At 60.0% G+C, this 14251-nt stretch carries 10 protein-coding genes; 7 read left to right on the top strand and 3 right to left on the bottom strand.

The features are described from left to right. Positions 1-69 precede the first annotated feature (69 nt). The 7 genes from RHSP_RS16145 to RHSP_RS16115 all read left to right on the top strand — a co-directional run bounded on the left by RHSP_RS16145 (position 70) and on the right by RHSP_RS16115 (position 8997). Entirely contained in the window at positions 70-1104 is a 1035-nt protein-coding gene (locus RHSP_RS16145) for a Gfo/Idh/MocA family protein (protein WP_004119226.1), read from the top strand. Continuing rightward, positions 1101-2981: a D-apionate lactonase gene (gene apnL, locus RHSP_RS16140; protein ID WP_004119223.1), complete on the top strand. Its 1881-nt coding sequence runs from the start codon at positions 1101-1103 to the stop codon at positions 2979-2981. Before RHSP_RS16145 ends, apnL begins: the two co-directional genes overlap by 4 nt. A 243-nt stretch (positions 2982-3224) precedes the next feature. Further along, the gene (locus RHSP_RS16135) at positions 3225-4478 is read left to right on the top strand and encodes an ABC transporter substrate-binding protein (RefSeq protein ID WP_004119220.1); all 1254 of its coding nucleotides are present in this window, start codon (positions 3225-3227) and stop codon (positions 4476-4478) included. 96 nt (positions 4479-4574) lie between these two features. Next, on the top strand, positions 4575-5474 hold the full coding sequence (locus RHSP_RS16130; RefSeq protein WP_004119217.1) for a carbohydrate ABC transporter permease: 900 nt from the start codon (positions 4575-4577) through the stop codon (positions 5472-5474). Next, complete coding sequence (locus RHSP_RS16125; RefSeq protein ID WP_004119214.1) at positions 5471-6358, top strand: carbohydrate ABC transporter permease; 888 nt, start codon at positions 5471-5473, stop codon at positions 6356-6358. Before RHSP_RS16130 ends, RHSP_RS16125 begins: the two co-directional genes overlap by 4 nt. Before the next feature lie 38 nt (positions 6359-6396). Continuing rightward, positions 6397-7911, top strand: coding sequence for a DUF5060 domain-containing protein (locus RHSP_RS16120; protein WP_037152407.1), 1515 nt, complete (start codon positions 6397-6399; stop codon positions 7909-7911). 21 nt (positions 7912-7932) lie between these two features. Next, entirely contained in the window at positions 7933-8997 is a 1065-nt protein-coding gene (locus RHSP_RS16115; protein WP_004119202.1) for an ABC transporter ATP-binding protein, read from the top strand. 558 nt (positions 8998-9555) lie between these two features. On the opposite strand, the gene RHSP_RS16105 is transcribed toward RHSP_RS16115, so the two are convergent. The 3 genes from RHSP_RS16105 to RHSP_RS16095 all read right to left on the bottom strand — a co-directional run bounded on the left by RHSP_RS16105 (position 9556) and on the right by RHSP_RS16095 (position 13776). Further along, a complete protein-coding gene (locus RHSP_RS16105; protein ID WP_004119200.1) occupies positions 9556-10428 on the bottom strand; it encodes an NmrA family NAD(P)-binding protein in 873 nt (290 codons plus the stop codon). Positions 10429-10528: 100 nt separating this feature from the next. Beyond that, complete coding sequence (locus tag RHSP_RS16100) at positions 10529-11386, bottom strand: AraC family transcriptional regulator (protein WP_004119198.1); 858 nt, start codon at positions 11384-11386, stop codon at positions 10529-10531. A 269-nt stretch (positions 11387-11655) separates the two neighbouring features. After that, on the bottom strand, positions 11656-13776 hold the full coding sequence (locus RHSP_RS16095; RefSeq protein ID WP_004119196.1) for a carboxy terminal-processing peptidase: 2121 nt from the start codon (positions 13774-13776) through the stop codon (positions 11656-11658). Positions 13777-14251: the final 475 nt, after the last annotated feature.

The following is a 14251-nucleotide window of genomic DNA, read 5'->3' as shown; positions in this document are numbered from 1 at the left end:
GCGTTGGCATTCGAGGCAAATATGGTGGTCGCTACCGGCGTTTCGCGCAAATGACAAAGGCAGGCTGAAATGGCAGAACTCAAAGGTGCGTTGATCGGCTGCGGCTTCTTCGCGATCAATCAGATGCACGCGTGGCAAGACGTCAATGGGGCCCGTATCGTCGCGATCTGCGACCGTGACCCGGAGCGGTTGAGGCTTGTCGGCGACCGGTTCGGCATCGAACGCCGCTATGCAGATGCAGCCACGATGTTTGCGGACGGCGGTTTCGACTTCGTTGACATCGCAACGACGGTGGCAAGCCACCGCGCCCTGGTGGATATGGCTGCCTCTCATAGGATCCCGGCGATCTGCCAGAAGCCGTTCGCGAAGACGTTAAGCGACGCCAAGGCTATGGTCTCCGGCTGCGCGCAAGCCGGCGTGCCGCTGATGGTGCATGAAAACTTTCGCTGGCAGACGCCCATCCAGGCCGTCAAGACCGTCCTGCAGTCGGGCGCGATCGGCGAGCCCTTCTGGGGACGCTTTTCCTTCCGCTCGGGTTTCGACGTCTTTTCGGGGCAGCCCTACCTGGCTGAGGGAGAGCGCTTCATCATCGAGGATCTCGGCATTCACACGCTCGACATCGCGCGCTTCATTCTCGGCGACGTCGCCTCGCTGACGGCCCGCACCAAGCGGATCAATCCGAAGATCAAGGGCGAAGATGTCGCCACCATCCTGCTCGATCACGAGAATGGCGCAACCTCGATCGTCGACGTCAGCTATGCCTCGAAGCTTTCCAAGGAACCCTTTCCGGAGACACTGATCGAGCTCGACGGCACGAAGGGCTCGATCCGGCTGTCGCAGGGCTATCGTCTCGAGGTCAATGGGCCTGATGGCGTTGCGGTTTCGGACGCCTCACCGCAGCTTCTGCCCTGGGCGTCGCGTCCCTGGCATAATATTCAGGAAAGCGTTCTGTCGATCCAACAGCATTGGGCCGACCGTCTGGCCGGTGGCGGCGAAACCTCGACGTCGGGCGCTGACAACCTCAAAACTCTGGCGCTTGTCGAGGCAGCCTATCAAAGTGCGGCGAGCGGTCGTCCGATCGACATCGGAGCGATGTTGCGATGACCGCCGAGATCGATCCGTTTCAGCTCTATGGCACACGCGAGACGGAAACGCCGCCGGTGCGGCTGACATCAGGCGCACTCACCGCCGATTTCAAGGACGGCAACCTGCGGACCATTTGTTATGACGGGGTCGAAGTTCTGCGGGCCGTTTCCTATCTGGTTCGCGATCGGGACTGGGGCACATATGCGCCAGAGATCGAGCATCTACTGATCGATCAGCGCGAGAATGCGTTTTCTGTCAGCTACATTGCGCGCTGTGCCGCGCCGGACAGCACGGAACTTGCGATCAACGTGCGAATTGCCGTCGAGGAGGGCCACGCATTGACCTTCGAAGCCGAAGCGATCACTGCAACCGGCTTTGAAACCAACCGCTGCGGCTTCTGTATCCTGCATCCGATCACTGGCGTCGCCGGCATGCCGGTGTCGGTCGAGCACGTCGATGGCAGCCGCAGAAGCGCGCATTTCCCCGATATCATCGAACCCTGGCAGCCCTTCAAGGACATGCGTGCGATTACGCATAGCGTGACACCAAATGTCACGGCCGAGTGCCGCATGGAGGGCGACACGTTCGAAATGGAAGATCAGCGCAACTGGTCCGATGCATCCTTCAAGACCTATGTTCGTCCGCTTGCCCTGCCGTGGCCCTATCGCATCGAGGCCGGCGAGCCCAATCGACAACGGATCGTGCTCACCATAGGCGACATGCGTCGCGCCGCCGTCGCGTCGGCGGCCCCCGCGGTTACGCCCCGGATCAGGCTGAGCCCTGGGCCAAAGTCCGGCACCATGCCCGCGATCGGGCTTATCGTTACGCCGGAAGAAGCCGAGGCGACGCTCGCCTCTTGTAGCCGGCTAAGCGAAATTTCGCCGCAGGAACTGCTGTTTCATTTCGACCCCGGTGCAGGTCATGGCGCTCACGCCTTCAAATCATTTGCGGCCATCGCAGCGCTTCACCACGGGCGGTCGACCTTGGAAATCGCATTGCCGTGCCGGACGGCTCCACTCGCCGAAACACAGCAAATCGCGCGCTGGATGCTTGATGCCGGCTTCAAACCCGATGCGATCGTCATATCGCCTTCCGTCGACCGGCAATCGACGCCGCCGGGCAGCAAATGGCCCGAATGCCCGCCTCTCGAGGAGGTCTACGCAGCCGCGCACGCCGCCTTCCCATACGCGCGTCTTGGCGGCGGCATGCTAAGCTATTTCACCGAGCTCAATCGCAAACGCGTTCCCGCAGACACGCTCGACTTCATCACCCATTGCACCAATCCGATCGTACATGCGGCCGACGATCTCAGCGTCATGCAGACCCTGGAGGCATTGCCGTTCATCACACGCTCCGTGCGCGCCATCTATGGCGACAAGCCGTATCGCATCGGTCCTTCGACCATACCGATGCGGCAGAACCCTTACGGCAGCCGGACGATGGACAATCCGCACCATGGGCGCATCGCCATGGCCAATACCGATCCCCGGCATAATGCCCGTTTCGGCGAAGCTTTTGCGCTTGGCTATGTTGCTCGCATCCTCGATGCCGGATTGGAATGCCTGACGCTTTCGGCCCTGACGGGCTCCTTCGGGCTGATCGCCGCGGAGAATGAACCTTCGGCCGCCGGAATCCCACGGCCGCTCTTTGGTGCCGTCTCCACCTTGTCTCGTCTTGCCGGTAGCCATTGGCAGGAGTGCCGGTCGTCCGATCCAACCGCTGCCCTCGCCTTCATCACCGCAGCGCCCGGAATGCCGCGGCAACTCCATCTGGTCAACATCACCGCCAACTCGCGACAGGTCGAGCTGGGAGAGTTTCGCCTTGTGGGGCAGCCTGAAAAGACCGGCATCGCGCTTGAAGCCTATGCAACGGCTTCCGTGCCTTTGATGAGCTGACTTTCGGGCCGAGAGGTCCATCGCCGATCCCACGGTCGCCGGGGATTTGGGAAACTGCGCGAGGACCAAGGAACCGAACAGCCGAGGTGATCCCACCCATGGATGCCGCGAGAGACGTCGGGCGCGACGATCATATCCGCCGCTTGCGTTAGTGTCATAGTGCTGATTATCTCATCATACCAGTTGACATGATGATAACTATTTGTCAAAACCCCCGTCAGCTTTGCTCAGAGGAGGACGGAGATGGCTATCAACTCCCAATATGCCCGTTGGTTCGGTGCCGCAGCGATCGCTGCGGCCGCATTTTCGGCGACCGGTGTTGCCGCGGAAGATCTGACGCTGTGGACGCTGAACTTCGATAATGGCGGCGCCAACACCGCCCTCAAGAAGGTGGCGAAGGACTTCGAAACCGCCAATCCCGGCACCCATATCGAAATCGTCCAGCGCGGCGTCGATGAGCATAAGACCGCACTCCGCGTGGCGGCGGGTTCGAGCAAGGGGCCGGATATCTATTTCAGCTGGGCGGGGTTGGGCCTCGGCGGCGAATATGTGAAGGCGGGTCTCTCGCTGCCGCTCGACAAATACTACACCCAGTACAAGTGGAATGACGAACTGCTTCCCTCCGCCGCTGCCTTTGCCGATCTCTATCCGGGCGGCAAGCATGGCGTTCCCTTCACCTTCAAGGGCGAAGCGATCTATTACAACAAGAAGCTCTTTCAGAAGGCCGGCATCACTGGGGAGCCGAAGACCTATGAGGAGCTGCTGGCCGCGGCCGACAAGCTCAAGGCTGCTGGTATTCCGGCCTTTACTTTCGGCGGCTCGGTCAACTGGCACGTCATGCGCCTGATGGACGTGCTGCTCGAAACCAAATGCGGTGCCGACAAGCATGACGCGCTGATGGCCATGAAGTCCGACTGGACCAAGGAGCCCTGCGCCACCGAAGCCTTCACCGAATTCGCCAAGTGGACCAAGGACTACACGCTGAAGCCCTTCATGGGCATCAGCAACCAGCAGTCCTACACGCTGTTCGTCGCCGGCCGCGCCGCGATGATGCTCGAAGGTGACTGGCTCGTCAGCCAGCTGAGCGGCAGCAAGGTCAACCTCGACGACTACGGCGTCGTGCCGTTCCCGACGAACACCAACCGACTCTATGGTTTTGCCGAATACAATTACGTCAGCACCAAGAGCAAGAATCCGGATCTTGCGGCAAAATTCGTCGACTACTTCCTGTCGACCAAGGTGCAGCAGGATCTCGTCGGGCAGATCAGCTCGATCTCGGTCGACAAGAATGTCCAATATACCGACCAGAAGCCGCTAGAGGCGAAATGGCTTGAGATCTTCAAGACCTACGGCAAGGTCTACATGAACGGCGACCAGGCATTCCCGCTCGACGTCACCACGGAATACTTCCGGGTGATCAACGATGTCGCCTCCGGCAACATCCAGCCCGCCGACGCGGCCATGCAGCTGCAGACCTTCATTTCGGGTCGCAGCTGATCAAACGAGGGAGGCCGCCGCTCCGATTGCCAGTCGCGGCGGACGGCTTCCTTCACCTTCATGCCCACGCGCCAGCCGTCGCCGGGAGCAATCAGAATGTCATTCCGCAATCGAACACATGATCCTCGCGTTCAGGCAGCGATCCTGCTTGCTCCGGCCATGCTGATCTACGCGATTTTCGCGCTTTATCCGATGCTGAACGTCGTGGTGCTGAGCTTCCAGAAATGGAACGGCCTCGATCCCCAGCGCCCGTTCGTCGGCCTGGCGAACTATCAATATATCTTCACGCAGGATCCCGTCTTCTGGGTCGCCTTCCGCAACACGGTGATCTGGACGATCATGTGCGTGATCTTTCCGCCCATGGTCGGGCTGCTGCTGGCGCTCAGCCTCAACCAGAAGCTTTTTGCTCGCAACACCTTCCGCGCCATCTTCTATCTGCCTGTTATCATCGCTCCGATCGCGGTCGCGACCATGTGGAAGTGGATGTACGATCCCTTCTTCGGTCTCTTCACCGAGATCCTGACCTCGATGGGGTTCCAAGGCTGGATCCAGGATTGGCTCGGCGACAAGGACATCGCGCTCTATTCGGTCTTCGTCGCCTATCTCTGGCAATCCGTCGGCTTCTCCATGGTCCTGTTTCTGGCGGGCTTGCAGAACGTCTCGCAAACGCTGGTCGAGGCCGCCCGCATCGATGGCGCCGGGCGCTGGAACATCTTCCGCTACGTGACCCTGCCGGCGCTGCGCACCACGCTCACCATCGTTCTGGTGCTGTCGGTCATCTCCTCGCTGAAGGCCTTCGATATCGTCTACGGCCTGACCGGCGGCGGGCCGGCGCAATCCACACAGATGCTGGCGCTCTGGGCTTTCACGCAGGCTATGCAGATCTTCGATTTCGGCCGTGGCGCAGCAATCTCCGTCGTTCTGCTCTTCATCACCATCATCGTCGTCATTCCCTACCTGCGCTGGACGCAGAAGCATGAGGAGGCCGAACAATGACGGCAGTATCGGCTACATCCATGCCGGACGATTTCGAGACCATCGCCCCTGCAAAGCACAGGCGGGATCCCGTCCTGATCGGCCTGTGGATCGCGCTGCTTCTTGTCGCCGCGATCTGGCTTGCTCCCTTCGTCTTCATCGTCTTCACCTCGTTAAAGACGCAGGCCGACGTGACGTCGACGGGTGCCTTCATGCCTCCGTTCGATCCGGCCTTCGAGAATTATTCAAACGCCTGGGGTCGCGGAAATTTCGCAAGCGCCTTCCTGAACAGCGCCATCATCACGGTGATCAAGGTGCCGCTCGGGCTCATCCTGTCGGCGATGGCGGCCTATGCGCTTGCCAAGATCCGCATGAGGTTCAGCAAGATAATGCTGCTCGCCATCGTCTTCGGCACCATGATCCCGTTCCAGGTCATGCTGGCGCCGCTGTTTACGCTGGTCAATTCGCTCGGACTGATCGACACCTATCCTGGCGTGATCTTGCCATACATCGCCTTCGGCGTGCCTTACCAGGTCTTTATTCTGCACGGCTTCTTCAAAGGCATTCCGAAGGAACTCTCGGAAGCCGCCCTGATCGATGGTGCGAGCCATTTCACCATCTTCCGCCGGATATTCCTACCCGTCTGTCTGCCGGTGCTAGCTGCACTACTGATCCTGGATTTCGTTTCCACATGGAATGAATTCGCCATGGCGCTGGTGCTGCTGCAGGACCAGCATATGTGGACGCTGCCGCTCGGCCTCATGTCCTTCCAGGGCCAGTTTTCCAACGATTACGGCCAGTTGAATGCCGCGATCGTCATGACCGTGCTGCCGGCCACCATCGTTTATCTGATCTTCCAGCGCTACTTCGTCTCCGGGCTCACCTCCGGCGCGGTCAAGGGCTGAACGGTCGAACCATCCATAGATCTTCCGAGGAGAACATCATGTCCAACGCGTCCGTCGAAAAATGGGGCGTCTTCGAAGCGGCCTTCAACGGTCCTTCCGCCGGAAATCCCTATCTCGATGTGGCATTCGATGCCGTTTTCAGCCAGAACAGCCGCGAGGTCCGCGTGCCCGGCTTTTACGATGGCGACGGCGTCTATCGCGTTCGCTTCATGCCCGACAATGAAGGGGAGTGGTCGTTCCGCACGCGCTCGAAGGCATCTGAGCTGAACGGCAAGACCGGTTCGTTCGTCGCAACCAAGCCGTCTGCGGGCAACCATGGCCCGGTGCACGTCCACAACAAGTTCCATTTCGCCTACGCCGATGGCAAGCCGTTCCTGTCGTTCGGCACCACCTGCTATGCCTGGACGCATCAGCCGCTCGACATGCAGGCGCAGACGCTCGATACGCTGAAGAAGTCGCGCTTCAACAAGATCCGCATGGGCGTGTTTCCGAAAGACTATCCTTATAACGTCAACGAGCCGCTCTACCCGTGCTTCGAAAAAGGCGCCGACGGCAAGGAAGACTTCGATCGCCCGAACCCCGTTCTCTTTCGCCATTTCGAAAAGCAGGTCGCAGCCCTCTGCGACCTCGGCATCGAAGCCGATATCATCATGTTCCACCCCTACGACCGCTGGGGCTATGCCGACATGTCGGCGGAGCAGGATTTCCGCTACGTCGCCTATCTCGCCGCGCGCCTTTCCGCCTATCGCAACGTCTGGTGGGCTCTTGCCAACGAATACGACTTCCTGCTCGACACCAAGCCGCTGCAGCAATGGGACCGCTACTTCCACATTCTCGAAGAGAACGATCCTTACGGCCATCTGAAGTCGATCCACAACGGCGAGCCGACGATGAACTTCGATCATCGCAAGCCCTGGGTCACCCATACCTGCATTCAGAACTGGGATGTGAAGCGCACACAGGAATGGCGCGAGGCCTACGGCAAGCCAGTCGTCAACGACGAGCCGGAATACGAAGGCAATATCATCCAGTCCTGGGGCAATCTGACGGCGCAGGAACTGGTACATCGTTTCTGGATCACGGCAACGCGCGGCGGCTATGCCGGCCACGGAGAAACCTATTCGCATCCGGAGGATCTGATCTGGTGGGCAAAGGGCGGCGAACTGCGCGGCGAGGCCTGGAAGCGCATCGGCTTCCTGCGCGATCTCCTGGAGCAGGATGTCGTCAATGGTCTTGAGCCGATGGCCTCCTTCGGCGAATGGCCATGGACCCGCGTCTCCGGCGCACGCGACGGCGATGTCTGCTACATCTATCTCGGCGAGCACCAGCCCGTCATCTGGTCCACGGGCCTGCCGAAGGACGGAGCCGACTATGAGGTCGACATCATTGACACATGGGAAATGACCGTCACGCCGGCCAAGAAGGTGGAGGCGCCGATCCCACATCCGACCCGGCACGGCGCGGTCGTGCGCGGCGGCAAGGCGGATGCGGCCTTCGGCGTGGAGCTGCCGGGCAGGCCATACCAGGCGCTGCGCATCCGCAAGAACCACTGATCGACCCTGGGGAGAGAAGCTATGTCCGGATTGACCATCAAGAACGTCAGAAAATCCTACGGCGCGGTAAACATCATCCATGGCGTCGATGTCGAAATCTCGGACGGCGAATTTGTCATTCTCGTCGGCCCTTCGGGCTGCGGCAAGTCAACGCTGCTGCGCATGATCGCCGGGCTGGAGGATATCACCGGCGGTGAAATTTCGATCGGCGGGCGGGTCGTCAACGACCTGCCGCCGAAGGATCGCGACATCGCCATGGTGTTCCAGAACTATGCGCTCTATCCGCAGATGACGGTGGCGCAGAACATGGGCTTTGCGCTGCAGCTTGCTGGCGCAAAGCGAGCCGAGATAGACCTGAAAGTTGGTGATGCCGCGAAGATACTGGGGTTGCAGCCGTTGCTCGATCGCAAGCCCGCCCAGCTTTCCGGCGGCCAGCGCCAGCGTGTCGCCATGGGTCGTGCCATCGTGCGAGATCCAAAGGTCTTCCTGTTCGACGAACCGCTTTCCAACCTTGACGCCAAACTGCGCGTCAAGATGCGCGCCGAAATCAAGGCTCTGCATCAGCGCCTGAAAACGACGATCGTCTATGTGACCCACGACCAGATCGAGGCCATGACCATGGCCGACAAGATCGTCGTGCTGCAGGGTGGAAAGGTGGAACAGGTCGGCTCGCCGCTCGAGCTTTACGATCGTCCGAAAAACGTCTTCGTCGCCGGCTTCCTTGGCTCGCCGGCCATGAATTTTCTCGAAGGCAAGATCGTTGGCGGCGCCTCTCCAGCATTGATGCTGCCGAGCGGCACCTGCATCGAACTCTCCGGCGCTCCGGCTCAGTCGGAAGGCCGGGAGGTCGTACTCGGCATACGCCCGGAAGACATTTCCTTCGCGTCGGAGGGCGGCGTTACCGCAACCGTCATGGTTGTCGAGCCCACCGGTTCGGAAACACACGTCGAACTCGAGCTGGAGGGCAGGGAAGCAACCTGGGTGATGCGGGAACGCGCCGAACTTGTACCGGGTCAGAAGATTAAGGTCTCGTTTAAGACTTCAAACCTCCATTTCTTTGCCCAGGATACGCGACAAAGGCTCTGATCCGCTCTCGATCTCCTTGAATTCAATAGTTCAAATTTCGTGGAGCTGTCACCTTATCATCGAAAGGCCAAAGGCCTGCTCAACGGCCGCGCGATAAGCTCGGCGTCGCCTTGACTTTGAGCATCGTTCTGATGGCCCCCGGCATATCCGCACCAAAGGGGATGCCGAAGGGTCGGCACGTAAACCAGGGCTTCCCGAAGATAGATGTCCAGATCGTGGACACGGTCGATTCCTCCCCAGACCATTCCCAGGATTCGGATGTGCCACCAAACTTACGCCACTTACTCTATCCGCCCTTCGATGGCATATTGGGCGGCAGCGCCAATCTTGCGTTCGATGACCCGATGATGCGGCCCTGCATCAATTAGGGCAGTGTCGGATAGTGACGGTTTCAGAGGCCGAGAATAGCCCCGTCAATGCTCAGCATCGTTCGCGAAGCTGAGGATTACCTTGCCGACCACCTTTTATCTGGAAGCCAGGCCACCGTGATCCTTGGGGGGATGCTTGCGGCCCGTTCGATCCTGTCGACCGCGATGGCTCGCGCTCCGCGGACTGCCTTCATGCGCCGAGAAGCGGTCGCAGCGCATCCAGCAGTCCGGTCCGGCCTCGACGAATCTGGCCTACATCGCTCTCCGCATCTATCTTGCCGGCATTATGGGCGGTGTAGAGCTCGACGAGCAACTCGGCATAGCTCTCGGACAGGCCCGCGCGCATCAGCGCGGTCCGCCATTCGGCTTCGGGCAGCGGCCGGGCGATGACATTGCGGCCGGCGAGCAGGCCAATGGCCGCCGCCACGTCATTCGGCGTGTAGCGACGCGGGCCTTCGGCATGGACGATGCGCAGTTTTGCGCCCCATTTTTCCTGGAGCAGTTCGGCGGCGATGAAGCCCACATCGAAGGCGGAGACGGTCGGAAGCAGTTTGGTGAGGGGATGGTAGAAACTCGGCAATACGCCGCTTGCGGCAGCGGCTTTTGCCAGACGCGCCCAGTTTTCCATGTGTTCGGCCGAACGCAGGAAGATGAGCTTGGATTGCAGTTTCCTCAGCCGTGCCTCCAGCGAGTAGAAAATCATGGTGACGCCCGTGCCGGAGCTGTGTTGTGCGCCATAGTCGGAGATGGCGAGGACGAGCGGGGGATTGGCTTCCGACAGGGCTTCGCCCAAGGCCTCTATCGTTGTAGCCATTTTCGAATAGGCGTGCTCGACGCGGACATCGACCGGGCAGATCACCTGAACGGCGCTTGCGCCGTTCATTGCCGCAACCAGGGCCTGATGATCGTGCAGGTCGGCAATGGCGGTCTCGCAGCCGAGATCCGAAAATGCCTGTGCTTTTGCCGGGTCGCGAAGGACAGCGCGAACCGGTGCGCCTGCGTCGCGCAAAGAGGCAACGGTGGTGCGGCCAACTTTTCCGGTGGCGCCTAGAATGACGTGCATCGTGACTTCTCCTGTTCGTCCGCTCGCAGCTTTATCCGCCCGCGAGCGCAGGTTCGCGCAGGTTCGGACGATCTATCGCAGGTTTGGACGACAATCGATGTCAGGAATGCATGCGAGCTAGCATGCTGGGAGTGAGGCCCAGAAGCCGCCGCATCCAGTGGGCCATGTGGCTTTGATGGGCGAAGCCGGTTTCCAGTGCGATCTGGGCAAGCGGCATATCCGTCGTCATGAGCAGCGATCGGGCGCGTTCGACACGGCGCGCCAGCACATATTTGTGGACCGGCATGCCGAAGCTGCCGTGAAACAGCGGTTTCAGATGCGATACGCTGAGCCCGGCGACGATCGCCAGATCGGCAAGAGACAGTGATTGATCGATATGGTCTTCGATGAATTCCGCCAGGCGTCGTTGTTGCCGGCTGGTCAGCGTGCCGCGGGTCGTCGCTGTCCCTGTCTGTTTTTGCCCGTTGCTTTCCAGCAGGCGGATCGCCAGAGCCATGCCCAAGGTGTCCGCATAGGTTCTGTCGGAGGGTATGGTCGCCTCGATCTCGGCCTTGATGGCCCAGGCGATCGATTCGAGCCGGGCATCCCGAAGCTGGAACTGCGGCGTAAGTGGAACGGCTTCGGGATCCTGGCCGAGTTCGCGGGCGGCTGTTTCAAGGAGCTCGGGCCGGATGGTCAGTCGCAGAATGGTGCAATCGCGATCGTCTTCCCACCAGCCATCCAGCCCTGCGGGCACGATGTCGATGTCGCCATGTTTCTGCTGGCGACGCTGTTCGCGGCCATCGCATTGGCAATGGGCGTTTACCGCAGGTCCGAAATGAATGCCGAGCCGATGGGTCTGCAATCCCGGCACATGCGTACGACCGGCGCGAATGTGAAGGAACTCGGCATCCAAACCCTTCCAGCCGCGGTCCCTGCTGGAAAGAAGAGTGGTAGTGGCATTGCCAAGCTGATCCATGATTTCGCATCCCTGCCAGGTTCGCCTCTCGTGTGCTGAAGAGACCCGGATGCCAAAATCATAGAGAAACTCGCCCGGCCGGTCGAGATGCCGGCGTGTCGTTTACAAACGGCAGCGGCCCGCAACGTTATCTGTCACGCCGCGAGCCGTTGAACACGAAGTCTTGCCTCAGGATAAGATGCTGCCGCGGTGCTGCAGCATCGCTTCCGCCAGCCAGCAATCCGATGGCGCTTTTCCGGCTGCCATGATTGCGGCCATCGGGATCAAGGTTATTTTCCGTCTTTACTTCCCGATCGCTGTGCGGTCGCCTTCAACCCGCCCGACTGCAGATCCGCCGCGTCGGCTACGATGGCAGCTGTCTCCTTCAACAGGACATCCTTTGCATTCTTGCGGGCTTTTTCGATGGCGATATCCGCACTTAGGCTACGCTCGTTTGCCTGCAGGCCATCGTCTTCGCCATTGTCCACGCCGTCGTTTATCTGCTCGCGCGATTTCAGGCGTTTTGCCTGGGCGGCCATCTCATTGCGGCGCTGGGTTTCGTTGAGGGAGATAGTCCGCTTCTCGCGCTGCACCTTGAGCTCAGCGACGTCTTCCACGAAGCGTTGGAAGTCCTGATCGCTCTGCGCGCGCGCGTCGTGACGGCTCTGCAGTTGGGGCAGCAAGGGCGCGATATTGCCGGCAGGCACATATTTAGCCGGCTTGACTTCGGTCCATGGCAGGGCGTTGTCATAGCTCGACTCGCCAAAGCTCTTGGGGTCCGAAAGGCCCGGCAAGTTGATGTCGGGCGTCACGCCGCGCAGCTGTGTCGTGCCGCCGTTGACACGGAAAAACTGGGCAACGGTCAATTTGAGCTCACCGAATTTTGGCTTGCTGTTATGGGCCACCTGGTCGAGATTGACCACGGTCTGCACGCTGCCCTTGCCGAAGCTCGGCTCGCCGACAATCACGCCCCGGCCGTAATCCTGTATGGCTGCTGCAAAAATCTCGGAAGCGGATGCCGAGCCGCGATTGATCAGCACGCCAACCGGGCCGGTCCAGGCAGGCGCGGAAAGGTCATCGCTTTCCACCTCCACCTTGCCGCCGGCATCGCGTTGCTGAACCACCGGACCCTTGCCGACAAACAGACCCGTCAGGTCGATCGCCTCGGAGAGCGAACCGCCGCCATTGTTGCGCAAATCCACCACAACGCCGTCGACCTTGTCCTGCTTCAGTTCGGTAAGAAGCTTGGCGACGTCGCGGCTTGCGCTTCTATAGTCCTTGTCGCCCCTGCGGCGTGCCTCGAAGTCTTCATAGAAGGCCGGCAGGGTTATCACGCCGATCTTGCGCGCGGCGCCATCGGCCTTGACGGAGAGAACCGTCTTCTTGGCGGCCTGTTTGTCGAGGCTGATCTTGTCGCGCACCAGGCTGATGATGTTGTGTTTGGCGTCCGGTCCGGCATCCGCCGGCAAAATGTCCAGACGCACGACGGAACCCTTGGCGCCCCGGATCATTTGCACGATTTCATCGAGGCGCGTGCCGACTACTTCCTTGATCGGACCGCTCTCACCCTGGCCGACGCCGGTGATGCGATCGCCGACCGCAAGCTTGCCGGACGATTGCGCCGGGCCGCCGGGCACGAGTTCGCGGATCGTCGTATAATCGTCCCGCTCCTGCAGGACCGCACCAATGCCCACCAGCGAGAGCTTCATGGAAATATCGAATTCGGCGGAAGCAGCCGCGCCGAAATAGTCGGTATGAGGGTCGATAGACTTCGTGTAGGCGTCCATGAAGGTCTGGAACACATCGTCGCTCTTGTACTTGTAGGCGCGCTCCAGGGAATTTTGATAGCGCTTGTCGAGTGTCGTGCGAATGGCGTCGTCGGCCTTGCCCGCCAGCTTCAGGCGCAGCCAGTCGCTCTTGACGCGCTTGCGCCACAGCTCGTTGCTTTCCGCGTCGGATTGCGGCCAGGGCTCCTTGTCGCGCTGCAGGGAATAATCTTCCTGCGCGCTGAAATCGAAGTCCTGCTTGAGCAGGCTGCGCGCATAGGTCATGCGGTCGACAACGCGCTGCTCATAGGTGTTGAAGATCGAAAACGGGATCCGCAGGTCCTCATGATTGATGGCGTCGTCGATCTTTGTGCTGTCGGCCATGAACTTGTCGATGTCCGCCTGGGTGAAGAGGGCACGATCCGGATCCAGGGACTTGATAAACCGGTTCATGATCTTGGCGGACAAAGCATCGTCAAGCGGAATGGGCTTGTAATGGAACCGAGCGAGAAACTGCGAGCTCAAAATCGCCGCTTGCGCCTGCTGCTGCAGCGGCGCCAAAATTGGTGGTGATGTGGCTTCCAGAGCATATGCCGATGGGGCAATTGCCAGGAACATGCAGAGGAAACCATATTTTACGCGCATTAAGCTCTGATCCGATTCTCGACGTTGAGTGGGTATTGCGTATTTAATGTGTGATGTTCGTGGAGCAATTATGGATTTTTGGCAACTGTATCGTTTCCAGAGAGGCTGTGAAGCGGTTTTCTGTTGGGGCAGATGGTCTTATCAAGACGGGCGCTTGCCATATCCGGATTTTGCGGAGGCATCTAAGCGGTTGTTGTCAATGAAAGAATGCAGCCTCTAAGGAGCCAGCGCCCCTGATCGCCTGAGCGATTGCTTGGTTCGCGATAAGTCGCCAAACCGCCTTCTTTTTGTCGAAGGCTGCCGCCGAGAACCATGGCTAAGGTTCAAAAAATATGCTCCTTGCCGTAGCTCGAACGCTGTGGCGATAAGGATAATTGTTCGAAAAATGGCCCGTGCCGTCCTTTTAGGGGGCTCAATTCATTCCGCCGGTCGGTCGCGGAATGAATGGTCGTCGGACGCGTGGCAATTTGCCAAA

Origin of the sequence: Rhizobium freirei PRF 81, assembly GCF_000359745.1 — a bacterium.
GTDB classification, from domain to species: Bacteria; Pseudomonadota; Alphaproteobacteria; order Rhizobiales; family Rhizobiaceae; genus Rhizobium; species Rhizobium freirei.
Note: the sequence above shows the minus strand (reverse complement) of the source record. Positions and strands in the feature narration are given on the sequence as shown.

Bases quoted from the DNA above. Each gene is read 5' to 3' on its own strand.
- RHSP_RS16145 (WP_004119226.1), top strand. From the start codon at position 70: ATGGCAGAACTCAAAGGTGCGTTGATCGGCTGCGGCTTCTTCGCGATC.
- apnL (WP_004119223.1), top strand. From the start codon at position 1,101: ATGACCGCCGAGATCGATCCGTTTCAGCTCTATGGCACACGCGAGACG.
- RHSP_RS16135 (WP_004119220.1), top strand. From the start codon at position 3,225: ATGGCTATCAACTCCCAATATGCCCGTTGGTTCGGTGCCGCAGCGATC.
- RHSP_RS16130 (WP_004119217.1), top strand. From the start codon at position 4,575: ATGTCATTCCGCAATCGAACACATGATCCTCGCGTTCAGGCAGCGATC.
- RHSP_RS16125 (WP_004119214.1), top strand. From the start codon at position 5,471: ATGACGGCAGTATCGGCTACATCCATGCCGGACGATTTCGAGACCATC.
- RHSP_RS16120 (WP_037152407.1), top strand. From the start codon at position 6,397: ATGTCCAACGCGTCCGTCGAAAAATGGGGCGTCTTCGAAGCGGCCTTC.
- RHSP_RS16115 (WP_004119202.1), top strand. From the start codon at position 7,933: ATGTCCGGATTGACCATCAAGAACGTCAGAAAATCCTACGGCGCGGTA.
- RHSP_RS16105 (WP_004119200.1), bottom strand. From the start codon at position 10,428: ATGCACGTCATTCTAGGCGCCACCGGAAAAGTTGGCCGCACCACCGTT.
- RHSP_RS16100 (WP_004119198.1), bottom strand. From the start codon at position 11,386: ATGGATCAGCTTGGCAATGCCACTACCACTCTTCTTTCCAGCAGGGAC.
- RHSP_RS16095 (WP_004119196.1), bottom strand. From the start codon at position 13,776: ATGCGCGTAAAATATGGTTTCCTCTGCATGTTCCTGGCAATTGCCCCA.